The sequence below is a fragment of the Arthrobacter sp. Leaf337 genome (assembly GCF_001423745.1).
Taxonomy (GTDB): Bacteria; Actinomycetota; Actinomycetes; order Actinomycetales; family Micrococcaceae; genus Arthrobacter.
In genome coordinates this window covers 751,616-778,055 of the sequence record NZ_LMPC01000012.1, presented here as the reverse complement: position 1 = coordinate 778,055, position 26,440 = coordinate 751,616, and the positions used below count along the sequence as shown (strand labels likewise).

The following is a 26,440-nucleotide window of genomic DNA, read 5'->3' as shown; positions in this document are numbered from 1 at the left end:
TCCCTAGACTGAAAGCGTGACCAAAGCGATGACAACCACAGTTGAAACTGCCCCTGCCGCCACCGCGGCGCGGCTCCATGACCCTGCCGTGCGGGGGTTCGCCTCTGACAACTATTCCGGCGTCCACCCCGAAGTCCTGGCTGCCCTGGCAGCGGCCAACGAGGGCCACCAGGTCTCCTACGGCGAAGACGACTACACCGCACGGCTGCAGGTGCTCATGGAGGAGCACTTCGGCGCCGGCATCGAATGCTTCCCGGTCTTCAACGGAACCGGCGCCAACGTCCTCTCGCTCCAGTCCCTGCTCCCCCGCTGGGGCGCGGTGATCTGCGCGTCGACGGCGCACATCAACATGGACGAGAACGGCGCCCCGGAGCGGATCGGCGGCATTAAACTGCTGCAGGTCCCCACCACCGACGGAAAGCTCACCCCCGAGTTGATCGACAGGGAAGCCTGGGGCTGGGGCGACGAACACCGCGCCCAGCCGCTGGCCGTGTCCATCACCCAGACCACCGAACTGGGCACCTGCTACACGCCGGAGGAGGTCCGCGCCATAGCGGACCACGTCCACGCCAAGGGCATGAAACTCCACATGGACGGGGCCCGGCTGGCCAACGCGGCCGCCCACCTCGACGTGCCGCTCCGGGCGTTCACGCGCGACGCCGGCGTGGATATCCTCTCCTTCGGCGGCACCAAGAACGGGCTGCTGTTCGGAGAGGTGGTGGTGGCGCTCAATCCGGACGCCGCGCACGGCCTGATCTACCTCCGCAAGATGAACATGCAGCTGGCCTCCAAAATGAGGTTCATGTCTGCCCAGTTCATTGCCCTCCTCGAGGGCGACCTCTGGCTGCGATCGGCCAGGCACGCGAACGCCATGGCTGCCCGCCTGCGCGCTGCAGTGGATGGGATCGACGGCGTGGAACCCACCCAGAAGACGGAATCCAACGGTGTGTTTGCCATCCTGCCCGAAGGCGTTGCGGACCGGCTGCGGGAATCGTTCCGCTTCTACGACTGGAACGAAGCTGCGAGGGAAGTCCGCTGGATGTGCTCCTTCGACACGAGCGAAGAGGACGTGGATTCGTTTGTCGCTGCCATCAAGCGGGAGCTGGCGGCCCGTTGAGCGGGCGCACGGGGCGGCGAGCCTGCCGGGTTCGACGCCACATTTTGCGTAACCTGCGAATGTGAACGCACTCGCCCAGGTTCCCGCGGAGTTCCTTACCGCGTTGGGATCCCTACGAAAAGCACGGTGCCGCAGTGAGCTGCACCTGGACGAGATCCCCGCACCGTCCAGGCTGGCCCCCTTCGCAGTGGCCCTCGGCGCGGAGGTCATAGGCCCTGTTCCGGGGCCCGCCCCCGCCGCCGTGCACGGACCCGTTTCCGCCGCATTGGTCCGCGCGGCGGGAACCGTCGACGACGACGCCGAGGAACTCGCCACCGGGCGGTTCATCCTGCTTTACGATCCAGACGGTTCGGCGGTGTGGGACGGCGAGTTCCGGATCGTCACCTACATCCGCGCCCAGCTGGAGGCCGAGATGGGCAACGACGAAATGCTGGGCTCGGTTGCGTGGACCTGGCTCGTCGAAGCGTTGGAGAACCACAACGCGCCCTACCGCGCGGCGGGCGGAACAGCCACCAGGATCCTGTCCGAAAGCTTCGGCACCCTCGCCGACAGGCCCGGCTCCATCGACATCGAGCTGCGGGCGTCGTGGACCCCTGTGGGGCCGGATATCCGGTCCCATTTGGAGGCGTGGTCGGACATGGTCTGCACTTTCGCCGGACTCCCGCCACTGCCTGAGGGCGTATCCGCCCTGCCCCGCCGGCGGCGCAACTGACCATGGTTCACCACGGCGGGACGCCCTTCAGCGCGATGTCGGTAAACTGAAGGCATCATGACCCCTCAAAATCCGGAACACACCACGGCCGGCGTCCCGGCTGCTGACATTACTCCCCACATCACGGTGGAAGGCTTCGACAGCCTGGTCCCCGAGGTCATCGACCTGGACTCCCCCCGCGACGGAGTACCGCTCGTCATTGAAACTCCGGCGGGGCTGGAGCGTTGCGCGGCCGCTATTGCCGCCGGGACGGGCCCGGCAGGGGTGGACGCGGAACGCGCATCGGGCTTCCGCTACGGGCAGCGCGCCTTCCTGGTCCAGATCCGGCGCGAAGGCTCGGGAACGTGGCTCATCGACCCGGAACCCTTCGGGGACCTGCGGATCATCAACGACGCCCTCGAGGGCGTCGAATGGATCCTGCACGCAGCGAGCCAGGACCTTCCGTGCCTGTCGGAGCTTGGCATGTGGCCGCACAAACTGTTCGATACCGAACTGGCCGCGCGGCTTGCCGGACTGCCGCGGGTGGGCCTGGCGGCTGTCATCGAGCAGCTCCTCGGCTTCGGCCTCGCCAAGGAGCATTCCGCCGCCGACTGGTCCACCCGCCCGCTCCCGGAACCCTGGCTGCGCTACGCGGCCCTCGACGTGGAGGTCCTCACGGAACTGCGCGAAGAACTCATCGAGCTGCTCCAGGCCGACGGGAAGCTTGAATTCGCCGAACAGGAGTTCGCAGCCATCCTCGCGGCCGGACTCGCCCCGCCGCGCGTGGATCCCTGGCGCAAGACCTCGGGGCTGCACCAGATCAGGGACCGCCGGCAGCTCGCCGCGGTCCGTGAAATGTGGGTGGAGCGCGACTCCCTGGCCCGCAAACGCGACGTCGCTCCCGGCCGGCTCATCCCCGACTCTTCGCTGGTCGCAGCCGCCAAGGCCATGCCCACCACCGTTCCACAGCTGCTGGGCACCAAGGGCTTCCACGGCCGTGCCGCGCAGCGTGAGGCTCCGCGCTGGCTGCGTTGCATCGCGACAGCCAGAAGCATGGAGGAGCTGCCGCCGCTGCACCTTCCAACCAATGCTCCGCCGCCGCCACGGGTCTGGGCGGACAGGGACCCGGCTGCGGCCGAACGCCTGACGACTGCCAGGCCGCTGCTCCAGGAAAAGGCCGACGAACTGAACCTTCCTGTCGAAAACCTGCTCACGCCCGACTTCCTCCGCCGGGTGGCGTGGCGTCCCCCTGCCGAGCTCAGCGAGGAAGGGATCGCCGAAGAGCTCGGTGAACTCGGTGCCCGGCCGTGGCAGATCGAACTGACGGCTCCCCTGATCACTGCGGCGTTCCTCAATCCGCAGCCACTGCCACCCAAGGAACCGAAGGAGCCCAGGGCCGCGACCGGAACCGGGAGCTAGCTGCCCGCGCCTGTACCGACAGCCTGCATCGGCCGGCTCGCCGCGGCCGGACAACACCAGTCCCGCGCACTCCTTGCCAGCTAAGTTACTCACGAGTAACATTGGAATCAATGCCGCCCGGATTGCCGCTGCCATCGGCGCGCGTCCGGCACCAATGTCTCGATGAGGAGTATCACGTGAGCCAGCCCCGCCACAGCGGAGAACACAGCAGCGGAACCCACAGCAGCGGAATGACCAGGACCGTCCGCGACGTCGTCTTTGTGGACGGTGTCCGCACGCCGTTCGGCCGCGCGGGCGAGAAGGGGATCTACGCCGGAACCCGCGCCGATGACCTCGTGGTCAAGTGCATCCGCGAACTGATGCGCCGCAACCCTTCCCTCCCTGCCGACCGCATTGACGAGGTGGCCGTTGCCGCCACCACCCAGAGCGGCGACCAGGGGCTTACCATCGGCCGCACTGCGGCCCTCCTGGCCGGGCTCCCCCGCACCGTCCCCGGCTTCGCTGTGGACCGCATGTGCGCCGGCGCCATGACCGCCGTCACCACCACCGCCAGCGGCATCGCCTTCGGGGCGTACGACGTCGTCATCGCCGGCGGAGTGGAACACATGGGCAACCACCCGATGGGCGAGGGCGCCGATCCCAATCCGCGGTTCATGTCCGAGCGCCTCGTGGACCCCGCCGCACTGAACATGGGAAACACCGCCGAGAACCTGCACGACCGTTTCCCGGCCATCACCAAGGACCGCACCGACGCCTACGCAGTGGCGTCCCAGGACAAGCTGGCAGCGGCCTACGGAAAGGGCCAGATCCAGCCGGACCTGGTGCCGGTGGCCACCATGAAGCCGGGGCAGGGCTGGACGGTCAACACCGTTGACGAACCGCCCCGGCCCGGAACCTCCCTCGAGGACCTTGCTGCGCTGCGCACGCCGTTCCGCCCCCACGGCCGGGTGACTGCCGGGAACGCAGCAGGGTTGAACGACGGCGCAACGGCGGCCCTGCTTGCCTCCGCGGATGCCGCGGCGGAGCTTGGGCTGCCGGTGAAGATGCGTCTGGTCAGCTACGCCTTTGCCGGCGTCGAGCCGGAGGTCATGGGCATCGGGCCGGTCCCCGCCACGGAGAAGGCGCTGAAGAACGCAGGCCTGGGCATCTCGGACATCGGCCTGTTCGAAATCAACGAGGCATTCGCCGTCCAGGTGCTGAGCTTCCTGGACCACTTCGGCATTGCCGACGACGATCCCCGCGTCAACCGCTACGGCGGCGCGATCGCCGTCGGGCATCCGCTGGCCTCATCCGGAGTGCGGCTGATGAACCAGCTGGCGCGCCAGTTCGAGGAGGACCCGTCGGTCCGTTTCGGCATGACCACCATGTGCATCGGCCTGGGCATGGGCGCCACCGTCATCTGGGAAAACCCGCGTCACTCGGAATACACAGGCTACAGCGGCACAGTGTTGTCCGCCGACGACACCGCCACCAGCAATCCCGCCACCGAACCTGCCACCACCCAGACTGAAGGAGCAGCAGCATGAGCGCCGCAGATTTTCGCAAGCTTGCCGACCTTTTCCCTGACGAGATCGTCACGCATTCCTATGTCCAGGACATCGAGCTGCCGGCTGCCGGCGGCAAGCCGAGCCCGGGAACATTCGCGCTGATCACCCTGGACAACGGCCTGGACCACTCCAAACCCACCACGCTGGGCCCGAACACCCTGGTGGAACTGGGCACGGTCCTGGAGGGCCTCAAAGACCGGGCCACCCGCGGCGAGATCGTGGGCGTCGGCGTGACCGGAAAGCCCTACTACCTGGTGGCCGGCGCGGACCTGTCCGCCGTCAAGTCCCTGAACGACCGGGACCACGGCCTCTGGATGGCGCAGCTCGGCCACGACGTCTATGCGACCCTGGCCAACCTGGGCGTGCCCAGCTTCGCCTTCATCAACGGCGTGGCACTGGGCGGCGGCCTGGAGATCGCCCTGCAGTCCACTTACCGCACGGTGTCCACCGGCGCCGGAGCCCTGGCGCTTCCCGAAGCCTTCCTCGGCCTGGTGCCCGGCTGGGGCGGCGTCTACATCCTTCCGCGGCTGATCGGACCGGAGAACGCCGTCAAGGTGATGATCGAAAATCCGCTCAGCAATAACCGGACGCTCACCGGCCCGCAGGCCTTCGGCCTGGGCATTGCCGACGCCATGTTCGAACCCGCCGACTTCGTGGAGCAGTCCCTCGCCTGGGCTGCCGGCGTCATTTCCGGCGAGGTCGCCCCGAAGCGGCCCAACGCCGTCGAACCTTCCGATCCGGAGGTTGCCGGCCGCTGGGCGGCAGCCGTTGCCGCCGGGCGGGCCTTCGTGGAGGCCAAGACGTCCAATGCCTCGCCCGCGCCGGCCGAAGTGCTGGACATCATGGAGGCCAACCGGACCATGAGCCAGGCGGAATCGGCAGCACTCGAGTGCGAGACCCTGGCCGGCCTCATGCAGACCGACGAATTCCGCTCCACTGTTTACGCTTTCCTGGACCTCGTACAGAAGCGCTCGAAGCGCCCGGCGGGTGCACCTGACCGCAAGCTGGCCCGGCCGGTGACCAAAGTGGGGGTGGTGGGCGCAGGCCTGATGGCGAGCCAGCTGGCGCTGCTCTTCGCCCGGCAGCTCAAGGTGCCCGTGGTCATGACGGACATCGACCAGGCCCGCGTGGACAAAGGTGTGGCCTACGTCCATGCCGAAGTGGACAAGATGCTCGCGAAAAGACGGCTCAGTGCCGACGCCGCCAACCGCACCAAGGCACTTGTGACGGGCTCGGTTTCCAAGGCGGCGTTTGCCGACGCCGACTTCGTCATCGAGGCCGTGTTTGAGGAGCTGAACGTCAAGAAGCAGGTGTTTGCGGAGGTGGAGGCGATTGTCTCCCCCGAGTGCATCCTGGCCACGAACACGTCCTCTCTGTCCGTCACTGCCATGGCTGAGGACCTGGAGCACCCTGAGCGCCTGGTGGGCTTCCACTTCTTCAACCCGGTGGCCGTGATGCCGCTGCTGGAGATCGTCCGGGCGCCCAGGACCGACGACGCCGTGCTGGCCACCGCGTTCGAACTTGCCAGGGGCCTGAAGAAGACCGCCGTCCTGGTCAAGGACGCCGCCGCGTTTGTGGTCAACCGCATCCTGCTGCGCCTCATGGGCGAAGTGACCGCGGCGTTCGATGAGGGAACTCCGGCGGACGTGGCCGACAATGCACTGCGGACCATGGGACTGCCCATGACGCCGTTTACGCTCGGCGCGATGGTCGGCCTACCCGTGGCGCAGCACGTCCAGGAATCCCTGCACGCCGCGTTCGGGGACCGCTTCGGCGTTTCGCAGAACCTGCAAAAGCTGATCGACAACGGCGTGAAATCCATCTGGTCCGTGCAGAACGGGGTGCCGGAAAAGGGGCCGGACGGAAAACCGTTCATCCCCGCCGAAACGATGGCGCTGCTCTCCTTCGGCACCTCCCCCTCCACCGGTGAGGAGGTCCTCCGCCGCACGCAGGATGCGCTGGCCGAGGAAATCGGACTCATGCTGGAAGAGGGCGTGGTGGCCGGGCCGGAAGACATCGACCTCTGCATGATTCTCGGCGCAGGCTGGCCGATGTTCCTCGGGGGCATCACCCCCTACCTGGACCGCGTCGGAGCCTCCGAACGGGTCAATGGCAGGAAGTTCCTCGCTCCCGGCGTAGCGTCCGCGGCAGTTCCGGCCTAGGGCCACGGGGCAGCAGTCCACTCCCGCTGCTCAACCAACAGCGCCGCAGCCCGCACCTTATCCGGTGCGGGCTGCGGCGCTGCTGCGTGCGGACAGGCAACGATCAAACCTCGTGCAGCGTGGCGTCCCGGAGCTCGAGGACGCGGTGGGCCGTGGCCCGGGCATAGGCGACCTCGTGCGTGACCATGACCACGGCAGCGCCACGCTCCGCCGCCGCGCCAAGCGCCTCATCCAGTCGTACGAGGCCGTGCCGGTCCAGGCCCACGGTAGGTTCGTCCAGCGCAATGAGGATCGGTTCCCGGGCCAGGACGGTGGCAAGGGCGAGGAGCCGCTGCCGGGACGCCGGAAGCTCATGCGGATGGGCCTTCAGCTGGTCACCGAGTCCGACGGCGGTCAGCGCCGCCCGCGCGGCTGCTTCCGCCGCGGCGCCGGACTTCCGGTCCAGGCCAAACAGCACTTCGCGCAGGACCGTCCGCTCAAAGAGCTGGTCCCGTGGGTGCTGGAAGAGCAGGCCCACCCGGTCCGCCACCCGCCCGGTCGGAATGCCGGCGATGTCCTTGCCCTCGATCCGGACGGCCCCCCGGAGGGGACGGAGCAGGCCGTTGACGTGCCTCAGCAGCGTGGACTTGCCGGCTCCGTTCGGACCCGTCACGGCGACAATCTGGCCCGCACGGACAGCTAGGCTGAGATCGCCCAGCACCCCCGGACCCGTTTGGTGTTTGCCGGCCGGGTAGCCGAAACTGACACGGTCCAGCTCCAGAACGGCAGGCGCGGAATTTTCCGTGCCGGGACCGGTAGGGGCCGGGTGCCGGTCAGCGGTCCGGCGGCGCGGGCCGGGACTATCGTCCGCCAGCGCGGGAAGCACGACGCCGGAGTGCAGCAGCGCGGGGCTGCCCGCCAGCTCGCCGGGGGTGCCGTGTGCGGTGACCGTGCCGCCGTCGAGCACCAGCCAGCGGGTGGCTGACAACGCGAGCTCATCCACGGCCTGGCCCAGGACGACGACGGCGGTGCCGGAGTCCAGAAGTCGACGGACCATCGCTTGCACCGACGCGGCGCCTGCGGCATCCAGCGAGCCGAGGGGTTCGTCGAGCACCAGGACGCCGGGGCGCGTAATGGCGGAACAGGCCACGGCCAGTCGCCGCAATTCGCCGCCGGACAGGGTGGCCGGATCGCGTTCCAGCAGGGCGGTCAGTCCCGCCGAGTCGGCGGCACGCAACACCTCCGCGTGCATCAGGGTCCTGTCCATGCCCCGGTTCTCGAGTCCGAAGGCCAACTCCTCGGCGACCGTGGACCCCACGGTGGACAACAGGGCTGCGGCATCCTGCGGAACGAACCCCACATGCTCGGACCAGAGGGCGGGGTTGATCCGGGGGTCGTCCGGGGTGCCGTGAAAAACGAGGGGCCCGCTGTCCCCCGGTGCCGCGCGCCGGTCCGAGTCACGACGCAGGGCCGAAGGACGCAAGTGCAGGGTGCCCCTGAACTGTCCGGAGTTCCCGCCGGACAGCCAGCCGGCCAGCAGCCGGCCCAGGGTGGACTTGCCGCTGCCGGAGCCGCCCAGCACGGCAGTGAGTGTGCCCGGTGCCGCGGCAACGTCCACGTCGTGGAGAACGTCCGCGTCGTCACCGTGGTAGCTGAAGGCTTCAATCCTGGCCTCGAGCAGAGCCACAGTCGTCATGCCGGAACTCCTAGGGGCCACAGCATTGCGAACCCCTGGAGCTGTGGCCCCTGGAGCTGTGGCCACTGGCCGGAGAGCCGCAGCGCAACCGCGGCTGCGGCCAGCAGCAGGGCGACGGCCCGGAATGCCCGCTGGGCAGCCGTATCCGGCACGTCCCGGTAGCTCGTGCGGGCCCGGCTGCCGTTGAAGCCCCGGGCATCAAGTGCCTGCGCCCGCTCACCGGCATCCTCGATCAGCGACAGGACCAGCGGAACCATCTGCAGCCGGACGGCCGCCAGCCGCCGCAGCGGCCCGCCTCCCAGCACCAGTCCCCGGGATTCCTGGGCCCGCCGGATCCGCGCCAGCTTTCCGCTGATGGCCGGTGCCAGCGTCAGGGTGGACGCCAGGACGTAGCCGAACTGCGGGGGCACACGCCGCGCCGACATCACCGCCACCAGGTCCGGCACACGGACGGTGAACGAAAAGAGCAGGAAGACCATGACGTAGGCCGCCGTCCGCGCGCCCATGTCCAGGGCGAATCGAAGCCCCTCCGCCGTGACCCGGGCTGCGCCCCAGTCCGCCAGGACCGTCCTGCCCTCGGGAAAGAACAGCCCGTGCATGACCAGCAGCGACAGCCAGAAGGGCGCCAGGATCACCGCGGCGGCCGGAGCCAGCCTGCCGGCCACCCCGGACCGCACTGCCAGCGCTGCGCAGGCGAGGGCAACGGCGAGTGAAACGGCCCAGCTGGACACCGCCGTCGTGATCGCTGCGCCCGCGACGGCCGCCGCGAGTGTGGTCAGGGGGTTAAGCGCTGCGGGAGTGTTCAGAGGGGCAGGCACGGAATCAGGCGTCCGGCGCGTCCTGCTTCTTGCCCGCGAGCACGTTGAAGCGCCGCACGAACGCGAACTGCAGCGTGGTCCGGCGCGGCAGCGCGTACGCCAGCATCGCGACGACGGCGAAGACGATGGCCTTGTCCATGGGGTCCGAAATGAGCGCCTGCTTGGTGATCGCGGCCAGCAGGGTGTCTCCCATGGCCCGGAAGGCGCTGACAATCGCGCCGGTACCGACGCCGGAGGTGCCACCGAAGACGAAAGCCGCGATCGGTGCGGAGACGACGCCGGCAAGGATGCCTGTCACGAAGCCTGCCACCGGGGCAAGGTAGAAGCGGCGGAACAGCCCGTAGCGGGCGGCCAGCCCCGCCAGGAAGCCGATGAGTGCCGCACCGGCGGCGAAAGGCAGCACGGTCGGATTGATGAAGGACCACACGACGCTGCTGAGGGCGCCCGTCGCGGCTCCGGCCGCCGGACCGGCCAGGACGGCAATCAGTACTGTGCCGATCGCGTCAAAGTAGAACGGCAGTCCTGTGGACCCCATGATCTGCCCGAGGGCGATGTTGAGGACAAGGGCCACCGGAATCAGCACCAGCGTGGACGTGGGGAGGGTGGGGAGCACGCCGACGATCAGGAGGATGGCTCCCAGCAGGAAACCGCCCAGGGCCACGAGGGTGGATCCGCCCGCCAGCCCGTTGGTGATGTCCGCGGGCTGCGTGAGGACGAGGAAGATGAAGGTGGCCGCAATGGACACCGCGCCAAGGATTTCGAGCAGGCGGCGGTTGCGGACCGCCGCCTGTCCAGGGGCGGGCAGGGTCCGGGATGGCTGTGACATGGCTGTTCCTTTGGCTGTGGGCTGCGTTCCTCGGGTACACGGACTTGGGTACACCGGTACCGGGATCGGCAAATGTGCGCCTATGTCACCTCGGCGCAGCTACCATCTTAGGGCAGTCGCCTGGCCAGTGCCCCTACGGATTCGATGAGCTCATCGAAGCACTGCTTCGGGTTGTTCGATGTCACAATCCGGGCGTTGGGCGGCAGGCCCCACAGGCCCCGGTAGTCCGCTACCGTGGTGCCCATCAGCAGCGGGGATCCGGTTTCGACGTCCACCGTGGCCAGCGCTGTGGCCACGTCCGTCCGCCCCACGGCCACGCAGGCGGCGAAGGCGTCGTGCACGTGGGCGACGAAGCCCTGGTCGTAGAGCCGGTGGAATTCCATGTAGAAGCGGAGGGCGTCCGAGAGGCATGCCACCAAGGGGTTTCCGGATTTGCTGCGGAGTCCCTCAGGCTGGTCCGGAAGAACGGGTTCCGGACCGGCGCCCGCAGCCTCGGCAAGGCGCTGCAGGTGTTCGGGCCGCATCTCGATCAGTTCGGTGGTTTCCAACGCGCACACCACCGGCAGTTTGTCCTCCGGGAGGCCCCGGTAGGCGGCGAACACTTCCTTCGCGGCGTGCGGATCGACCGAGACGTTCCACTCCGCCGTCGGGGTGGTGTTGCCCTGGTAGTAGAAGCAGCCGCCCATGATCACCAGCCCCTTGAGCAGGTACGGCAGGTCCGGTTCCCGGCGGAGGGCCAGGGCGAAGTTGGTCAGCGGACCGGTGATGAGTCCGGTGATCTCGCCAGGGTGCTTCCGCACCTCGTCCACCCAGACATCGACGGCGTGCCGGTCCGAGACCTGCTGTGCGGGCGGCGGCAGTTCCGCGTAGCCGATCCCCTGCGGTCCGTGGGTTTCCTCCGTGGTAACCAGGGGGATTTCCAGCGGCACTTCGGCGCCGATGGCCACCTCGATTCCCGGCGTGCCACACAGCTCCAGGAGGGCCAGGTTGTTGAGTGCCACCTGCCGCGCCCCCACGTTTCCGGCGGTGCAGGTGATGGCATGCACCCGGACGTCGGGGCGGGACAGGAGGTACACCAGGGCCAGGGCGTCGTCGATCCCGGTGTCCACGTCCATCAGGACCGATTGCATCAGAAGAGTGCCACCTTGGGCGCACGGGGGAAGATTTCATCGAGCCGGGCAAGTTCTTCGGCAGTAGGTACCCAGGCCACGGCGGCGGCGTTCTCCCGGACCTGCTCCGGCTTCGTGGCGCCCGCGATCACGCTGCTGACGGACGCCTGTGCCGCCAGCCACGAGAACGCCACCTGGATCTCGCTGAGGTTGCGCTCCGCAGCGAACGCACTGAACTTCTCCAGCTGATCCCAGTCGGCGTCGTGGACCAGGTTGGTCCGGGTGTGGCTGAGGCGGGAGCCTTCCGGTGCTTTGCCCTGGGCGTACTTGCCTGTCAGCAGGCCGTTGGCCAGCGGGAAGTACGGCAGCACGCCCAGGCCGTAGGCTTCGGCGGCGGGCGTGACTTCGAGTTCGGCGCGCCGGTCCAGCAGGTTGTAGTGGTTCTGGGTGGAGATAAAGCGCGAACCTCCGCGGGCGCGGGCCACGAATTCGGCCTCGGCCACCTGCCAGCCGGCCCGGTTGGAGTGCCCGAGGTAGCGGACTTTCCCGCTGGTCACCAGGTCGTCCAAGGCGGCAAGGGTCTCGTCGATGGGCGTCAGCGGGTCCGGGGTGTGGAACTGGTAAAGATCGATCCAGTCGGTGCCAAGCCGCCGCAGCGAGGCTTCGGCGGCCTTGACGATGTAGCGCCGCGATCCGCGGGCGCCGAAGTCGTTGCCGTTGGCTCCGCGCATGTCCATGCCGAACTTCGTGGCCACAACCGCGTCACCGCGCCGGCCCCCAAGGGCTTTGCCCAGCATGGTTTCGCTGAGTCCAGGCTCCCGGCCGTACGTGTCCGCGACGTCAAAGAGCGTAATGCCGGCGTCCAGGGCGGCATGCACGACGGCGTCCGTCCCCTCCTGCGACTCCGTCACGGTGTTGGTCCGGCCAAGATTGTTGCAGCCGAGGCCAACAACGGAGACGGTCAATCCGGATTTTCCAAGGCGGCGGTATTCAGTCATGAATTCAGCCTATAACGGCCGCAATGCAGGTCCGGACGGAACCCTTCGGGGCTGCGTCCGGACCGGGCCGGAGGCCGGAGAACTTCTCAGGTGGCGGGGAACTCGAGTCCGTGCTCGTCCATGGCGTCCTGGAGTTGTGCCATGGTCTTGACGCCCATTCCGTGCAACTTCAACAATTCCCGCTGGGGATACTGGACCACCTGTTCCAGGGTTTCCAGTCCGGCGTGGGCCATGGCCCGGCGGGCAGGCGCGCCGATTCCGCGGGGAATCGGGGTGTGGCCTGGTTGAACGGATTTTGGCGCCATAGCGGTTGCCTCCCAGTAAGTCGGTTGCCCCCTCTTAGAGGGTAAAGCCCGAAGCCGGTTTCGGCGAGTGCTTGAGCTTAAAGGCTTCCAGCTCTCCGAACGGCGCGGCAGCGATGCTGAGCTTGGTGAAGTCCAGGTCCTCACCGCGGATGCAGACCTTGATGGCGTTGACGGCCTTGTTGACATCGGGGCAGAGGCAGAAGATGTTGAGTTTGGCCTCGCCGAATTCTGACCGCTCCACGGTGCCGAGCCCGCGCCAGGCAAGGTGGCTGATGAGGGCGTCCTTGGCCTTTTCCTCCAGGTAGCGGTCACGGTCGGTGCCGTCCTTGGTTTTCAGCGCGTATTGCGCAACCACCCAGAACTGTTCCTCGTCCGGAATCTCGGCGTAGCCGTCCTCTGCGCACTGCACTGCAAAGGCGTCCATGAGGCCTTCGGCAGCCTCTGCATCGGCGACGTCCGTTTCGTCCGTCTTGCTCTGGTGCCCGACGACGCCGTGGTTCATGACGAACTGGCTGTAGTCCTCATCGAACCAGGCTTCCCGGAACAGCAGGACCCCTTCGTCGTCTCGTTTGTAGACCCTGATAATTCCGCTCATGCCCGTCCTCTCCTGAACCACTCGGCGTCTGTGCCGTCGAACGGTGCGTGCTGTGCCTTCACGGCCTGGTAAAGCTGTTCTGTCTCCCGGAGCATCCGGTCCACGAGGTCCCGCGGATACTCCATGCGCACCTGGTGTTCGGCGAATTCGTCTTCGTCGTCGATGTAGACGCCGCGGGCCACGGACCGGATGACGTCCAGGTCCATGTCGATCACATGGAACTCGAAGGTCCCGGGCCTGATGCCGTTCCAGCCGTGGCCCACGGCGAGGTCCACGTACACCCGGAAGTCGCCGGGGTAGGTGTCGTCGTAGAACGTGGCCACGTAGTCGCCGGTCCGCGGAACAAGCAGGACTGCGTCGGACCGGGCGTGGAAAGCCGCTCCGGGCCGCGATATGAACGATCCCTTGGGCTGGAAGATCCACCAGCCGTGGCTGTCCTCGCCGAGGTAGCTGCCCGGTACCACCCAGTGCGCGCCACCGTCCCATTTGCGGTTCCGCGCCACCACAAGGTCCCCGGGTGCCAGGTTCCCGGGAGGTTCGGCCTCGTGCGGGATCACAGTTTTGGCAGGCTGCCCGTAGTCGGGTGTTCCTGGCCGGGCAGGGGACGAGCGAAAGGCACCTTGGTCCCCAAAACCTGGGCAACGACGTCGTGCGTGATCTGGCGGGCGGTCAAACCGACGCGTTCCAGCACCTGCGCGCGCGTGCCGTGGTCCAGGAACTCCACCGGCAGGCCCACCTCGTTGAGGGCGGTGTCCACACCCGCGGCGCGCATTTCCTGACGGATGCGGGATCCCACGCCGCCGGCGCGGACGCCGTCCTCGATGCAGATGACCAGGCGGTGGCGGGCAGCCAGCGCAATGATGGATTTCCGGACCGGCAGCAGCCAGCGGGGGTCCACCACCGTGGAGCTGATGCCTTGGGCGCCCAGCCGGTTGGAAACGTCCAGGGCGAGCTCGGACATGGCGCCCACACTCACGATCAGCACGTCGTTTTCGCTGGAGCCCGCAGGACGGCGGGCCAGCACGTCCACGCCGTCGTTCAGGCGCTCCAGCGCTTCCACTTCGGCCCCCACGCTGCCCTTGGAATACCGGACAACGGAGGGCGCGTCCTTGATGGCCACGGCTTCGCGGAGTTCTTCGCGGAGCCTTGTGGCGTCGCGTGGCGCTGCCAGGTGGAGCCCCGGGACGATCTGCACCATGGCCATGTCCCACATGCCGTGGTGGCTGGCGCCGTCGGGCCCTGTCACACCGGCGCGGTCCAGCACAATGGTGACGCCGGCCCGGTGCAGGGCAACGTCCATGAGCAGCTGGTCGAACGCGCGGTTCAGGAAGGTCGCGTAGACGGCGACCACGGGGTGGAGGCCGCCGAAGGCCATGCCGGCGGCCGAGGTGAGCGCGTGCTGCTCGGCGATGCCGACATCGAAGACGCGTTCCGGGTGCCGTGCGGCGAATTTGTGCAGGCCCACGGGAATGAGCATGGCACCGGTAATGCCCACGATGTCCTGGCGCTCATCGGCGATCGCTGCGATTTCGTCGGCGAAGACCGACGTCCAGGACTGGGCGCCGCCCGCCTCCGTGGGCTCCCCGGTTTCGGGATCGATAATGCCTACGGCGTGGAACTGGTCGGCCTCGTGGGCGCGAGCCGGCGCATAGCCGTGACCCTTTTCGGTCATTGCGTGCACGATGACCGGGCCGGCGTAGTTCTTCGCCGTCGAGAGGGCGTGCTCCATGGCCTGGAGGTTGTGGCCGTCGACCGGGCCGATGTACTTCATGCCCAGGTCCTCGAACATGCCCTGCGGCGCCCACCAGTCCTTGATGCCCTTCTTCATGGCATGCAGGCTCCGGTAGGTGAACTGTCCCACGGGTCCGCCGTTTTGGAGCTTCCGCTTCCACCAGTCCAGGGTGCCTTCGTAGGCAGGGGCAGCGCGGAAGGAATCAATGGTGGGACGCAGGGAGGCGAGGTAGTCGGCGAAGCCGCCCACGGTGGCCGCGTATGAACGGCCGTTGTCGTTGACGACAATGACGACGCGGCGCTTCTTGTCCGCTGCAATGTTGTTGATCGCTTCCCAGGCCATGCCGCCGGTCAGGGCGCCGTCGCCCACCACGGCAATCACGTAGCGGTCGCCGTCGCCGGTCAGCTGCCGGGCGCGGGAGATGCCGTCGGCCCAGGACAGCGACGAGGAGGCGTGGGAGCTTTCCACGATGTCGTGCTCGGACTCTGCACGGTCCGGATAGCCGGACATGCCGCCTTCCTGGCGGAGGGTGCTGAAGTCCTGGCGTCCGGTGAGGAGTTTGTGGACATACGACTGGTGTCCGGTGTCAAAGACAATGCTGTCGCGGGGAGAATCAAAAATACGGTGCACGGCCATGGTCAGTTCCACAACGCCGAGGTTCGGTCCGAGGTGGCCACCCGTCTGCGACACGTTGCCGATCAGGAAACTCCTGACCTCCGCAGCCAGCTGGGACAGCTGTTCTTCGGTCAACTTGCTCAGGTCCTGCGGATTCCGGATGGTGTCCAAGATTCCCAACGGGGCCTCCTTCGGGTGGTAGACATGCCTTTTAACTCTAACGCCTCGACGGCGGGCCCGACGCAGGGACAGGGGGCTGCCACGCAAAAGCCCCGGCCTGTCAGTGACAGGCCGGGGCTTTTGGTGGTGCCGGTTGTGACCTCTGCCGCTAGTTGGCGGAGATCTGGCGCAGCACGTACTGCAGGATGCCGCCGTTGCGGTAGTAGTCCGCTTCGCCCGGGGTATCGATGCGGAGGACCGCATCGAAGGACTTGGCGGAGCCGTCTTCAGCCGTGGCGGTGACCTTGAGGGTCTTCGGGGTGGTGCCTTCGTTGAGGGCGGTGACGCCCTCGACTGCGAAGGTTTCCGTGCCGGTCAGGCCCAGGGTCGCAGCTGATTCGCCGGCCGGGAACTGCAGTGGCAGGACGCCCATGCCGATCAGGTTGGAGCGGTGGATGCGCTCGTAGCTTTCGGCCACGACAGCCTTGACGCCCAGGAGTGCGGTGCCCTTGGCAGCCCAGTCACGGGATGAGCCGGAGCCGTACTCCTTGCCTGCCAGGACCACCAGCGGGGTGCCGGCTGCCTGGTAGTTCTGGGCGGCGTCGTAGACATACGCCTGGGGACCGTCCGCCTGGGTGAAGTCGCGGGTGAAGCCACCCTCGACGCCGTCGAGCAGCTGGTTCTTGATGCGGATGTTCGCGAACGTGCCGCGGATCATGACTTCGTGGTTGCCACGGCGCGAGCCGTAGGAGTTGAAGTCCTTGCGCTCCACACCGTTGGCCAGCAGGTACTGGCCGGCCGGGGTGTCCGACTTGAAGGAACCGGCCGGGGAGATGTGGTCGGTGGTGACCGAATCGCCGAGCTTGAGCAGCACGCGGGCGCCGGTGATGTCCGTGACGGGCTCCGGCTTCGCCTTCATGCCGTCGAAGTACGGGGGCTTCCGGACATACGTGGACTTCTCGTCCCAGGCGAAGGTGTCGCCGGCCGGGGTGTCCAGTGCCTTCCAGCGGTCGTCGCCGTCGAAGACGCCCTCGTAGCCGCGGGCGAACATTTCCTTGTCAATCGAGGAGTCGATGACCTGCTGGACCTCGACCGGGTTCGGCCAGATGTCCTTCAGGAAGACGTCGTTTCCGGCTTCGTCCTGGCCGAGGGCATCGGTGTCGAAGTCGAAGTCCATGGTTCCGGCCAGGGCGTAGGCGATGACCAGCGGCGGGGAGGCCAGGTAGTTCATCTTGACGTCCGGGTTGATCCGGCCTTCGAAGTTGCGGTTACCGGACAGCACTGCGGTGACGGAAAGGTCGTTGGCCTGGATGGCCTCGGAGATTTCGGCGTCGAGCGGGCCGGAGTTGCCGATGCAGGTGGCGCAGCCGTAGCCCACGATGTAGAAGCCGAGCTTCTCCAGGTACGGGGTCAGGCCGGACTTCTCGTAGTAGTCGGTGACCACCTTGGAGCCGGGTGCCACGGAGGTCTTGACCCACGGCTTCGCGGCCAGGCCCTTGTCCACGGCGTTGCGGGCCAGCAGTGCGGCGGCAAGCATCACGGACGGGTTGGACGTGTTGGTGCAGGACGTGATCGAGGCGATGGACACCGCGCCGTGGTCCAGCTCGAACTCGCGGCCGTCCGCAGTGACAACGTGCACCGGGGTGGACGGACGCCCATGCGCACCGTTGGCCGCGGACTCAACCCGCGCCGTTTCGGTGGTGTGCGAGTCAGCGTGCGTGAACGAGGGCGGGTCGGAGGCCGGGAAGGACTCTTCCAGGGACTCGTCCACGCTGCCGTCTTCGATGCTCACGTAGTTGTGGATGTCCTTGCGGAACTGTTCCTTGGCATCGGTGAGCTCGATGCGGTCCTGGGGACGCTTCGGGCCGGAGATAGAGGGAACAACCGTGGACAGGTCCAGCTCGAGGTACTCGGAGAACTTGATCTCCTTGGAAGGATCGTGCCAGAGGCCCTGTTCCTTCGCGTAGGCCTCAACGAGGGCAACGTTCTCCTCGGACCGGCCGGTGAGGCGCAGGTAGTCGAGGGTGACGTCGTCGATCGGGAACATGGCGGCCGTGGAGCCGAACTCCGGGCTCATGTTGCCAATGGTGGCGCGGTTGGCCAGCGGCACTGCCGCCACACCTTCGCCGTAGAATTCCACGAACTTGCCCACAACACCGTGCTTGCGCAGCTGCTCGGTGATGGTCAGGACGACGTCGGTGGCGGTGGCGCCGGCCGGGATGGACCCGGTCAGCTTGAAGCCCACGACGCGCGGGATCAGCATGGACACGGGCTGGCCCAGCATTGCGGCCTCGGCTTCAATGCCGCCAACGCCCCAGCCCAGCACGCCGAGGCCGTTGACCATGGTGGTGTGCGAATCGGTGCCGACGCAGGTGTCCGGGTAGGCCCGGACAACGCCGTCAACTTCACGGGTCATGACGGTGCGGGCCAGGTACTCGATGTTGACCTGGTGCACAATGCCGGTTCCCGGCGGGACGACCTTGAAGTCGTCAAACGCGGTCTGGCCCCAGCGGAGGAACTGGTAGCGCTCCCCGTTCCGCTGGTATTCGATCTCCATGTTGCGCTCCAGTGCGCCGGAGTTACCGAATACGTCGATCTGCACCGAGTGGTCGATCACCATCTCGGCGGGAGCCAGCGGGTTGACCCTCTTGGGGTCACCGCCGAGCTCCTTGACGGCCTCACGCATGGTGGCGAGGTCTACAACGCAGGGCACGCCAGTGAAGTCCTGCATGATCACGCGCGCCGGCGTGAACTGGATTTCAGTGTCGGGCTGGGCGTTGGGATCCCAACCGGCCAGTGCTCGGACGTGATCGGCCGTGATGTTAGCGCCGTCCTCGGTCCTCAACAGGTTTTCAAGCAATACCTTGAGGCTGAACGGAAGGTTTTCTGCACCTTCAACGGAGTTCAACCGGAAAATTTCGTATTCGGTACCGGCTACATTAAGTTTGCCTTTTGAACCGAAGCTGTCCACAATGCTCATCGCAGGACTCCTCTCGCAACAGTTTCATCTTTGTCGCGCGGTAGACCGCTTGCTAGTTAGGTCATCCTAATTAGTACAAGGTCATACAAAAGAGCATGGGGTCAGCCGAGAATTCGGCGCGCGACGTGGGACTACTACGCCCATCCTAGTCACATCAGGCCGGGGGCGTCAGCAACGCCACTGTCTCCATGTGGTGGGTGTGCGGATACAGGTCGAACGCCCGCAGCCCTGCGAGCGACCAGCCGCCCTGCTGGAAGTACCCCAGGTCCCGGGCGAACGACGCCGGATCGCAGGACACATAGGCGACCGCCCGCGGCCCCGCGGCCATCAATTGGCTGACCACGGCTTTGCCCGCGCCGGCGCGGGGCGGATCAAGCACGACGGCATCGAAGTTGCGGGGCTTCTGGCGCAGCACGCGTTCCACGCGCCCCTGCACGATCTCCACTTGCGGCGCCCCGTGCAGGTTCTTCCGTGCATCGCGGCTGGTGCCGGGGGCACCTTCAACGGACAACACCGAACCGGTGACCCCGACGGCGTCCGCAAGGGCGGCAGTGAAAAGGCCCGCCCCGGCATACAGGTCGGCAACCACCGCGCCCGGCTCAAGGTATCCGCCGTCGTGCAGGAATTCTTTGACCGCCCCGACGAGGGTGTCCGGCGCGTCCCGGTGGATCTGCCAAAAGCCCTCCCCTGTGACCCGGTACTCGTGGCCGGCGGCCGTCTCCTGGACCCAGGTGCGGCCGCGCAGCTGCAGGGCCTCGCCCTTGGCCGGATCGAAGCTGGCCACCGAGACGTCGTCGGGAAGCTGCGCCAGGATGCCGGTGAGGCGCTTTGCGCGGGTGCCTGCGGCAGGGGCCAGCAGCACCAGCGGGCGCGACCCGTTGGCGGGCGCCGCCACTTCCACGCGGTCGACGCCCTGGAGGTCGATGTCCCAGAGCCTGAGCTCGTTGATTCCGGGCACGGCCAGGGGCATCTCGCGGATGGCAATGACCTGATCGGAACGGTGGGCATGCATGCCCAGCTTCCCGGCGGGCGTCACGGCAAAGCTTGCCCGCGTGCGCCACCCGAGGCCGTCGCTGCCTGCCCCGACAGCTTCCACTTCCGTAACGCGTTCGACGCCGGCGAGCCGTTTCAGCTGTTCCGCCAGGACTTCGGCCTTGAGGCTGCGCTGGCGTTCCAGGGACACGTGGCCCAGTTCGGCGCCGCCCACCGGCGGGTGGCCGTGGGACCATGCGCGCAGGGAATCCGCCACGCGCCAGAAATGGGGCACGCGGTCGGGTGATGCTTCGAGCACCTCGACGACGTCGGCGCGCCAGAACTTGGATTCCTCGCCGGCGTCGGTCAGCCGGATCCGGACTTTTTCGCCGGGAATGGCGTGCCGGACAAACACCACGCGGCCTTCGTGGCGGGCCACGCAGTGCCCGCCGTGGGCTATGGGCCCGACATCCACCACGAGGTCGGCATGCGTGCGGGTCTGGGTCTCGGCGTTCATTGGATATCCTGCAATTTCTTTGCTTCTTCGGACGATTTCAGTTGCCAGGGGACGCTGGCCACCATGACACCCGGCTCGAAGTGGAGCCGGGTCTTGATACGCAGGGCGGTCTGGTTGTGGACCAGCTGTTCCCACCACTTACCCACCACGTACTCGGGGATGTAGACCACGATGAGGTCGCGGGGCGAATCCCGCCGCATGTTCTTGACGTATTCCATGATGGGGGTCACCGTTTCCCGGTACGGGCTGGCGAGGACTGTCAGCGGCACCGGAATTTCCAGTTTCTCCCAGTCGGCGAGGGTGTGCGCGGTTTCTTCGGAGTTGATGTCCACCGTTATGGCGTCGAGCCGCGAGGGCCGAGACGCCCGCGCATAGGCCAGGGCCCGCAGGACGGGCTTGCGGACGTGGGACACCAGGAGCACTGCGTGGACCCGGGACGGCAGGGCACGCGGCGAGGAATCCTCGTCCACCGCCAGTTCCTTGGCCACGTTGTCGTAGTGCGAGCGGATGCTCCACATGATGAGGTACAGGACGAACATCGCGAGCAGCGCGATCCAGGCCCCCTGCTCGAATTTGGTGATCAGCACGATGGTCAGGACCAGGGCGGTCATGCCGAAACCGATCATGTTGATGGTGCGCGACTTGAGCATTCGGAGGCGAACGGTCTTGTCCCGCGCCAGTTTGAGTTCGCGCCCCCAGTGCCGGACCATGCCCAGCTGGCTTGCGGTGAAGGAGATGAAAACACCGACGATGTAGAGCTGGATGAGCTTGGTGACGTCGGCGTTGAAGGCCAGGATGAGCACCAGGGCGCCTGCGGCGAGGGCCAGGACGCCGTTGCTGAAGGCCAGGCGGTCACCGCGCGTGCGCAGCTGGCGCGGGAGGTAGCCGTCCTGCGCGAGGATGGATCCGAGGACCGGAAAACCGTTGAAGGCTGTATTCGAGGCAAAAACCAGGATGACGCCGGTTGCTGCAACCACGATGTAGAACAGCACCGAGCCCGGTCCGAAGATGGTCTGGGCGATTTGGCTGATGGCCGGGCTCTGGATGTAGCCTTCCGGCAGCGGCTGCCCGTTGACCAGGAATTCCGTGGCCGGGTCCAGCACAATGTGCACCTTGGTGGCGTTGGCGAGGTAGATGATGCCGGCGAGCATCGCGGAGGCGATGACGCCCAGCAGCAGCAGCGTGGTGGCGGCGTTCTTGCTCTTGGGTTTCTGGAAATTCGGAACACCGTTGCTGATGGCTTCCACACCGGTCAGGGCCGCGGCGCCCGAGGAGAACGCCCGGAGCAGCAGGAAGGCGCCGGCAAGCCCCACCAGCCCCTCATCGAACCCGGCCGCCGGAACTATCGTGAAGTTCGCGGACGGGGCCTCGCCCAGCTGGCCGGTCGCCGCCTGGAAGACGCCGATGGCGGTCATGCCCAGGATGGACGCCATGAAGATGTAGGTGGGAACGGCGAAGACGCTGCCGGCTTCCTTGATTCCCCGCAGGTTCACCAGCGCCAGGATGACTACGCCGATAGTGGCAATCAGTGCCTGCTGGCCGTGAAGCGAGGGGACCGCGGTGGTGAGGTAGGTTGCCGCGGACGACATCGAGACGGCAACCGTGAGTACGTAGTCAACCAGCAGCGCGGATGCCACGGTCAGTCCCGCGTGCTTGCCGAGGTTGACGTTGGCTATTTCGTAGTCGCCGCCGCCGGACGGGTATGCGTGGACGTTCTGTCGGTAGGAGGCCACCACCGTGAGCAGCACCACCATGACGGCGAGGCCCACCCACGGTGAAAAGGCAACCGCACTCACGCCCGCCAACGCCAGGGTCAGGAGGATTTCGTCGGGCGCATAGGCCACAGAGGAGAGGGCATCCGAGGCGAAGACCGGAAGCGCGATCCGCTTCGGCAGCAGGGTGTGGGCTAGCCGGTCGTTCCGGAAGGGCCTCCCCACCAGCACCCGCTTCACGGCATTCAATATTGTCAGCACTCCACAAAGCTAGTCTGATTCGGACGCGATGTCATGACGGCAGGTGGCCGTTCGCTCCGGGGCCCCTCCGCGGCGCCCGCACGCCGGCGGGCCGAAGTTGCGGGCACCGGGCAGAGTGGCGCCGACGGCCGGTAGAGTCTTACGCAGCAACTGGAAAAAAGACTGAGGAGGCACGGGTGGCGCACTTCGTGATCATGGGATGTGGGCGTGTGGGAGCCACGCTGGCGCACACCCTCGAGGATGCTGGCCATTCGGTGGCGATCATCGACCAGGACGACCGTGCCTTCCGCAGGCTCCGCACCGGGTTTTCCGGTCGCAAGGTCACCGGAGTCGGGTTCGACCGGGAGACCCTGAAGCAGGCCGGCGTCAGTGAGGCGTATGCCTTCGCCGCCGTGTCCAGCGGTGACAACTCCAACATCCTGGCGACCCGGGTGGCCCGCGAAACTTTCCACGTGCCCCACGTCGTGGCCAGGATCTACGACCCCGGCCGTGCCGAGATCTACCAGCGCCTGGGCATTCCCACGGTCGCGGCGGTGCGTTGGAGCGCAGACCAGGTGCTGCGCCGGATCCTGCCCGAACAGCACCTCGCCGGCGATTTCCGTGAGCCCTCCGGCCGGCTGGTCCTCGCTGAAATCGACCTTGACCCGGCCTGGATCGGGCACTCCGTCGCCCAGATCGAGAAGGCGGCCGGCATCCGGGTTGCCTACCTGACCCGGTTCGGCGAAGGCATGCTGCCGGCCGCCGCTACGTCCTATCAGGAGGGCGACACCGTCCACGCCATGCTGCGCGTGGACCGCAGCGCCGAGGTAGGCCACATTCTTGCCAAAGAACCCCCCAAGGAGCAGTAAGTGAAAGTCGTCATCGTCGGGGCAGGCAGCGTCGGTTCCTCGATCGCCCGTGAGCTCCTTGCCCACAAACACGAAATCCTGCTGATCGACCTGAAACCGGAAGTGATCGGCCGCAGCGGGCTCCGTGGCGCCCATTGGCTTGTGGGCGACGCCTGCGAACTGAGCACGCTCCAGGACGCCAAGCTCGAGGACGCCGAAGTGGTGGTTTCAGCCACGGGTGATGACAAGGTGAACCTTGTGGTGTCCCTGCTGGCGAAGACCGAGTTCGGCGTTGGCCGGACGGTGGGACGCGTCAACAACCCCAAGAATGACTGGATGTTCAACGATTCCTGGGGCGTCGACGTCGCAGTCAACACCCCGCAGCTGATGACCGCGCTCGTGGAGGAAGCGGTGGAAATCGGCGACCTCGTCCGGCTGCTCACGCTACAGACCGGGGTTTCGTCGCTGGTCGAGTTCACGGTGCCCCACGACTCGCACGTCATCGGACTGACGGTGGGAGACATTGACTGGCCCGAGGACTCCACCCTGGTGGCGATTCTTCGTGACCAGGCCCCCATCACGCCCAGCCGGGACGATGTGCTCGACGGCGGGGACGAACTGTTTTTCGTCACCACCATTGCTGCCGAAGACGACCTCAGGGCCCTGCTGTCCCCTGAACAGCAGGACCGGGACACGGACACGCACGGTTCACAGGAGGACGACAATGAACCGGCGGCCGCCCAGCCCCGGGAGCAGCAGGCCCCCGAGGACGACGGCTTCGACGGCTAAGATCGACAGCTAAGTCCGGCGGCTAGGCCGCCGGCGGAGGACCTTGCTGCGGTGCGCCGGGCTGCGAAGGTTCACCGGGCTGCGCCGGCGGCACCGCGGCAGCAACGGGCCTGGTGATGAGCCAGGCAACCCAGATGCCCAGGATGTACAGCGGGGCGCCCATCAGGAGCCGTGTGGTGGCGAGGCCGGCCAGGCCCTGCTCGCCGAGGAGGTAGAGCGGCACCTGCACCAGCAGCCGCAGGGCCAGGACGCCCACGATGATCCACGTGCCCAGGCGGTAGGCCCTGACCCGGGCCGGGTCCTTGCGCCACTCCAGGCCTTCGTTCCTGATGAAGCCGAACAGCAGTCCGGCGATGGGCCAGCGCAACGCTATGGACACCACCATGCCTGCAATGTAGGCGGCATTGGTGAAGAACCCCAGGACGTAGAAGTTTTCCGCCTTGCCGGTGGTGTTCGCCAGCCACGCGGAAATTCCGACGCCGACTATCCCGGCCAGCGCCTGGGTCAACGGACGCCGCTGGACCAGCCGGGCAATGGTGAAGGCGGCGGCCGCAGCCAAGGCGCCGATCAAGGACAGGGTGAGGTCGCGGGTGATGGTGAACGCGACGAGGAAGGTGAGTCCGGGAACGATGCTCTCGGCAATGCCCTGGACGCCGCCCGCAGTCTTGAGCACGTCGATGCTGCCGTCCTTCGTCCGGTGCAGGCCGGCCTTGACTGCGTAGCCTTCCGCGAGGTCGGCCACTGACGGCGGCTCCGGCGTGTGTGGTGGTTTGACCGGTTCGGACGCGGCGCGCCCGGCAGCGGGATCCGGGGTCTCGGACGGCGTCATTGGTTCTCCTGGCGGGACAGTATTTCGTAGCGGGGGTTGAACATGGTGGGCAGCCCGTCGCGCAACGTCAGCATGCCTTCCAGCCGGAGTTCGCAGCCGGGGTCGACGCCGGGTACCCGACGCCGGCCGAGCCACACGACCCGCAGCCGGTCGCGCCGGCCGGGTCCTCCGGGCCTCCGTGCCGACGCCGGTTCCACCGCGGCGGGGGCAAGGCCCCCCTTGGCGCGCGGCAGGTCGTGGTCCGTGACGATTGCGGTGAAGCTGGCAACCTGTGTGGCCGGTACGTACGTCACCGATTCGATGAAGCCGCGGCACAGCACACGTCCACGGTCCGGCAATCCACTGATGGACAGCTCGGGCTGCGGATATTCGCCGGCCGGGTCAGCCAATCTGGGTGATCTCCGGTCCGCGCTCGGGTTGCTCGAACTCAGGTGCGCCCTGCAGCGGCGCCGGAGCGGAATCCTTCGGCAGGCGGAGCTGCAGCAGGTCACGCGGCGGCATCGGGCTCTCGCCCCGCACCACCACGATCTGCCTGAACAACGATTCCAGGTTCGCCGCAGAATCGCGGTCCAGGGCAGCTTCGCCGCCCAGCACGCCGCGGAGGAACCAACGGGGGCCGTCGACGCCGATGAAGCGGGCCACGCGGTAGCCGCCCGCGCCGTCGGCTGTTCCTGCCGGAAGTTTGGCCACGAGCTCGGTGCCGAAAACTCCGGGAATCTCCTCGACCTGCCCGCCCTGGCTTCCCACGGACTGGCCGATCTGTTCACGGATCTCATCCCAGAGTCCCTCGGTGCGGGGTGCGGCGAAGGCCTGGAGCTGGAGGCTCGAACCGTCGAGGTCCATGGTCACGGCCACAACCCGCTGGGTGGCTTCCTCGATCTCGAGACGGAGCTGGAGGCCTTCCCGTGGTGCAATCAGGAGGGCGCCAAGGTCCACGTAGCCGTCAGTGCTGTCGACTTCCGAGACGTCAAAGGGCCCCGTGACTGCCCGGCCGGTGCTCTCCTCGGCAGCGGAGCCTGCAGTTTCCGGGCTTTCCCCGGGCTCTGCCGCCTGGTCCTTCTTGGCCTTCTTGCCACGCCCAAAAACCATCGGGTTGTCTCCTTAGTTGTGATCATTTCCCGCCGTGCCACCCTGGGCCGCGCGGTAAGTCATGCAGCACCGGCTGAGCCGGGCGGCGTCCGCGGCTAGGCCTGCGGTGTTCCGAAACCGGCGGCGGAACCGAAACCACCGGTGGAACCGAAGCCGCCGTCACCGCGGACCGAGTCGCTCAATTCCGCAACGGCCACAAACTGTGCGTACTCCACGCGCTGAATGACCATCTGTGCAATTCTATCGCCGCGCCGCAGCTCGATGGCTTTCTCACGGTCCGTGTTCAGCAGCGTCACGGCGATCTCGCCGCGGTATCCGGCGTCCACGGTTCCGGGGGCGTTGACCACTGTCAGGCCGTGCTTGGTGGCGAGCCCGGACCGCGGGTGGATGAGGGCGACATACCCGTTGGGGAGGGCGATGGAGACGCCCGTGGGCACCAGCCGGCGTTCACCCGGTTCAAGAACTACGTCCTCGCGGGCACGAAGGTCCGCTCCGGCGTCGCCGGGGTGCGCGTAGGACGGGGCTTCGAGGCCGGCGTCGAGCATTTTCAGCTGGACCGACAGCGTGGGCGATCCGTAGGCCGCGGCGCTGCCTTCCAGGGAGTTCGGCGGCAAAGTACTCACGGCTGCAGTTTCTTCAGTCACAGTCATTTACTCTAACGCGAGCGGCGCACCTTGGCCTAGCCGCGGCACTGGC

Annotated in this window: 23 protein-coding genes; 7 read left to right on the top strand and 16 right to left on the bottom strand. The window is 67.1% G+C overall.

Annotation, left to right across the window (positions count from 1 at the left end; genetic code table 11):
• Nucleotides 1–28: 28 nt before the first annotated feature.
• The 5 genes from ASF98_RS12760 (at nucleotide 29) to ASF98_RS12740 (ending at nucleotide 6,936) form a co-directional block, all read left to right on the top strand.
• A complete protein-coding gene (locus tag ASF98_RS12760; RefSeq protein WP_055802254.1) occupies nucleotides 29–1,117 on the top strand; it encodes a threonine aldolase family protein in 1,089 nt (362 codons plus the stop codon).
• A 61-nt stretch (nucleotides 1,118–1,178) separates the two neighbouring features.
• Complete coding sequence (locus ASF98_RS12755; RefSeq protein WP_055802252.1) at nucleotides 1,179–1,829, top strand: DUF3000 domain-containing protein; 651 nt, start codon at nucleotides 1,179–1,181, stop codon at nucleotides 1,827–1,829.
• 57 nt (nucleotides 1,830–1,886) lie between these two features.
• The gene (locus ASF98_RS12750) at nucleotides 1,887–3,227 is read left to right on the top strand and encodes an HRDC domain-containing protein (RefSeq protein ID WP_055802250.1); all 1,341 of its coding nucleotides are present in this window, start codon (nucleotides 1,887–1,889) and stop codon (nucleotides 3,225–3,227) included.
• A 230-nt stretch (nucleotides 3,228–3,457) separates the two neighbouring features.
• Nucleotides 3,458–4,753, top strand: coding sequence for a thiolase family protein (locus tag ASF98_RS12745; RefSeq protein WP_055802471.1), 1,296 nt, complete (start codon nucleotides 3,458–3,460; stop codon nucleotides 4,751–4,753).
• Nucleotides 4,750–6,936 carry a 3-hydroxyacyl-CoA dehydrogenase NAD-binding domain-containing protein gene (locus ASF98_RS12740; RefSeq protein WP_055802248.1) on the top strand — a complete coding sequence of 729 codons (2,187 nt, stop codon included), beginning with the start codon at nucleotides 4,750–4,752 and terminating at the stop codon, nucleotides 6,934–6,936. Before ASF98_RS12745 ends, ASF98_RS12740 begins: the two co-directional genes overlap by 4 nt.
• Nucleotides 6,937–7,039: 103 nt before the next feature.
• On the opposite strand, the gene ASF98_RS12735 is transcribed toward ASF98_RS12740, so the two are convergent.
• From ASF98_RS12735 to ASF98_RS12680, 12 genes are all read right to left on the bottom strand, one after another.
• Nucleotides 7,040–8,611, bottom strand: a complete 1,572-nt coding sequence (locus tag ASF98_RS12735; protein ID WP_055802246.1) for an ABC transporter ATP-binding protein — start codon at nucleotides 8,609–8,611, stop codon at nucleotides 7,040–7,042.
• Entirely contained in the window at nucleotides 8,608–9,429 is an 822-nt protein-coding gene (locus tag ASF98_RS12730) for an energy-coupling factor transporter transmembrane component T (protein ID WP_235505849.1), read from the bottom strand. The genes ASF98_RS12735 and ASF98_RS12730 overlap by 4 nt, the downstream gene beginning before the upstream one ends.
• A 4-nt stretch (nucleotides 9,430–9,433) precedes the next feature.
• Complete coding sequence (locus ASF98_RS12725) at nucleotides 9,434–10,255, bottom strand: hypothetical protein (RefSeq protein WP_055802244.1); 822 nt, start codon at nucleotides 10,253–10,255, stop codon at nucleotides 9,434–9,436.
• Nucleotides 10,256–10,362: 107 nt separating this feature from the next.
• Nucleotides 10,363–11,385, bottom strand: coding sequence for a nucleoside hydrolase (locus ASF98_RS12720; protein WP_055802243.1), 1,023 nt, complete (start codon nucleotides 11,383–11,385; stop codon nucleotides 10,363–10,365).
• A complete protein-coding gene (locus tag ASF98_RS12715; protein WP_055802240.1) occupies nucleotides 11,385–12,362 on the bottom strand; it encodes an aldo/keto reductase in 978 nt (325 codons plus the stop codon). The genes ASF98_RS12720 and ASF98_RS12715 overlap by 1 nt, the downstream gene beginning before the upstream one ends.
• Before the next feature lie 86 nt (nucleotides 12,363–12,448).
• Entirely contained in the window at nucleotides 12,449–12,667 is a 219-nt protein-coding gene (locus tag ASF98_RS12710) for a hypothetical protein (RefSeq protein WP_028270815.1), read from the bottom strand.
• Nucleotides 12,668–12,701: 34 nt separating this feature from the next.
• Nucleotides 12,702–13,262 (bottom strand): hypothetical protein, encoded by a 561-nt coding sequence (locus tag ASF98_RS12705; protein WP_055802238.1) that lies wholly within the window; start codon nucleotides 13,260–13,262, stop codon nucleotides 12,702–12,704.
• On the bottom strand, nucleotides 13,259–13,819 hold the full coding sequence (locus ASF98_RS12700) for a DUF402 domain-containing protein (protein WP_055802236.1): 561 nt from the start codon (nucleotides 13,817–13,819) through the stop codon (nucleotides 13,259–13,261). Before ASF98_RS12700 ends, ASF98_RS12705 begins: the two co-directional genes overlap by 4 nt.
• Nucleotides 13,816–15,789 (bottom strand): 1-deoxy-D-xylulose-5-phosphate synthase, encoded by a 1,974-nt coding sequence (gene dxs, locus ASF98_RS12695; RefSeq protein ID WP_055802234.1) that lies wholly within the window; start codon nucleotides 15,787–15,789, stop codon nucleotides 13,816–13,818. The genes ASF98_RS12700 and dxs overlap by 4 nt, the downstream gene beginning before the upstream one ends.
• Before the next feature lie 148 nt (nucleotides 15,790–15,937).
• Nucleotides 15,938–18,748: an aconitate hydratase AcnA gene (acnA, locus tag ASF98_RS12690; RefSeq protein ID WP_055802232.1), complete on the bottom strand. Its 2,811-nt coding sequence runs from the start codon at nucleotides 18,746–18,748 to the stop codon at nucleotides 15,938–15,940.
• Between the two features lie 154 nt (nucleotides 18,749–18,902).
• The gene (locus tag ASF98_RS12685) at nucleotides 18,903–20,237 is read right to left on the bottom strand and encodes a class I SAM-dependent RNA methyltransferase (protein WP_055802230.1); all 1,335 of its coding nucleotides are present in this window, start codon (nucleotides 20,235–20,237) and stop codon (nucleotides 18,903–18,905) included.
• Nucleotides 20,234–22,210 carry an APC family permease gene (locus ASF98_RS12680; protein ID WP_055802228.1) on the bottom strand — a complete coding sequence of 659 codons (1,977 nt, stop codon included), beginning with the start codon at nucleotides 22,208–22,210 and terminating at the stop codon, nucleotides 20,234–20,236. The genes ASF98_RS12685 and ASF98_RS12680 overlap by 4 nt, the downstream gene beginning before the upstream one ends.
• Before the next feature lie 176 nt (nucleotides 22,211–22,386).
• On the opposite strand from ASF98_RS12680, the gene ASF98_RS12675 reads away from it, so the two are divergent.
• Together ASF98_RS12675 and ASF98_RS12670 are read left to right on the top strand one after the other, a co-directional pair.
• Nucleotides 22,387–23,058, top strand: a complete 672-nt coding sequence (locus ASF98_RS12675; RefSeq protein ID WP_055802226.1) for a potassium channel family protein — start codon at nucleotides 22,387–22,389, stop codon at nucleotides 23,056–23,058.
• Nucleotides 23,059–23,826, top strand: coding sequence for a potassium channel family protein (locus ASF98_RS12670; RefSeq protein ID WP_055802224.1), 768 nt, complete (start codon nucleotides 23,059–23,061; stop codon nucleotides 23,824–23,826). It abuts the gene before it with no gap.
• A 22-nt stretch (nucleotides 23,827–23,848) separates the two neighbouring features.
• Here the strand turns inward: ASF98_RS12670 and ASF98_RS12665 are convergent, their stop codons facing one another.
• The 4 genes from ASF98_RS12665 to dut all read right to left on the bottom strand — a co-directional run bounded on the left by ASF98_RS12665 (nucleotide 23,849) and on the right by dut (nucleotide 26,388).
• Complete coding sequence (locus tag ASF98_RS12665) at nucleotides 23,849–24,655, bottom strand: DUF3159 domain-containing protein (RefSeq protein ID WP_055802222.1); 807 nt, start codon at nucleotides 24,653–24,655, stop codon at nucleotides 23,849–23,851.
• Nucleotides 24,652–25,044, bottom strand: a complete 393-nt coding sequence (locus ASF98_RS12660; protein ID WP_055802220.1) for a hypothetical protein — start codon at nucleotides 25,042–25,044, stop codon at nucleotides 24,652–24,654. The genes ASF98_RS12665 and ASF98_RS12660 overlap by 4 nt, the downstream gene beginning before the upstream one ends.
• Complete coding sequence (locus ASF98_RS12655) at nucleotides 25,037–25,744, bottom strand: DUF3710 domain-containing protein (protein WP_055802218.1); 708 nt, start codon at nucleotides 25,742–25,744, stop codon at nucleotides 25,037–25,039. The genes ASF98_RS12660 and ASF98_RS12655 overlap by 8 nt, the downstream gene beginning before the upstream one ends.
• Nucleotides 25,745–25,839: 95 nt before the next feature.
• Nucleotides 25,840–26,388, bottom strand: coding sequence for a dUTP diphosphatase (dut, locus tag ASF98_RS12650; protein WP_028270827.1), 549 nt, complete (start codon nucleotides 26,386–26,388; stop codon nucleotides 25,840–25,842).
• Nucleotides 26,389–26,440 lie beyond the last annotated feature (52 nt).

Excerpts from the sequence above, each read along its gene's own strand:
- ASF98_RS12760 (WP_055802254.1), top strand. The coding sequence starts at position 29 with ATGACAACCACAGTTGAAACTGCCCCTGCCGCCACCGCGGCGCGGCTC.
- ASF98_RS12750 (WP_055802250.1), top strand. The coding sequence starts at position 1,887 with ATGACCCCTCAAAATCCGGAACACACCACGGCCGGCGTCCCGGCTGCT.
- ASF98_RS12745 (WP_055802471.1), top strand. The coding sequence starts at position 3,458 with ATGACCAGGACCGTCCGCGACGTCGTCTTTGTGGACGGTGTCCGCACG.
- ASF98_RS12740 (WP_055802248.1), top strand. The coding sequence starts at position 4,750 with ATGAGCGCCGCAGATTTTCGCAAGCTTGCCGACCTTTTCCCTGACGAG.
- ASF98_RS12735 (WP_055802246.1), bottom strand. The coding sequence starts at position 8,611 with ATGACGACTGTGGCTCTGCTCGAGGCCAGGATTGAAGCCTTCAGCTAC.
- ASF98_RS12725 (WP_055802244.1), bottom strand. The coding sequence starts at position 10,255 with ATGTCACAGCCATCCCGGACCCTGCCCGCCCCTGGACAGGCGGCGGTC.
- ASF98_RS12720 (WP_055802243.1), bottom strand. The coding sequence starts at position 11,385 with ATGCAATCGGTCCTGATGGACGTGGACACCGGGATCGACGACGCCCTG.
- ASF98_RS12715 (WP_055802240.1), bottom strand. The coding sequence starts at position 12,362 with ATGACTGAATACCGCCGCCTTGGAAAATCCGGATTGACCGTCTCCGTT.
- ASF98_RS12710 (WP_028270815.1), bottom strand. The coding sequence starts at position 12,667 with ATGGCGCCAAAATCCGTTCAACCAGGCCACACCCCGATTCCCCGCGGA.
- ASF98_RS12705 (WP_055802238.1), bottom strand. The coding sequence starts at position 13,262 with ATGAGCGGAATTATCAGGGTCTACAAACGAGACGACGAAGGGGTCCTG.
- acnA (WP_055802232.1), bottom strand. The coding sequence starts at position 18,748 with ATGAGCATTGTGGACAGCTTCGGTTCAAAAGGCAAACTTAATGTAGCC.
- ASF98_RS12685 (WP_055802230.1), bottom strand. The coding sequence starts at position 20,237 with ATGAACGCCGAGACCCAGACCCGCACGCATGCCGACCTCGTGGTGGAT.
- ASF98_RS12665 (WP_055802222.1), bottom strand. The coding sequence starts at position 24,655 with ATGACGCCGTCCGAGACCCCGGATCCCGCTGCCGGGCGCGCCGCGTCC.
- ASF98_RS12655 (WP_055802218.1), bottom strand. The coding sequence starts at position 25,744 with ATGGTTTTTGGGCGTGGCAAGAAGGCCAAGAAGGACCAGGCGGCAGAG.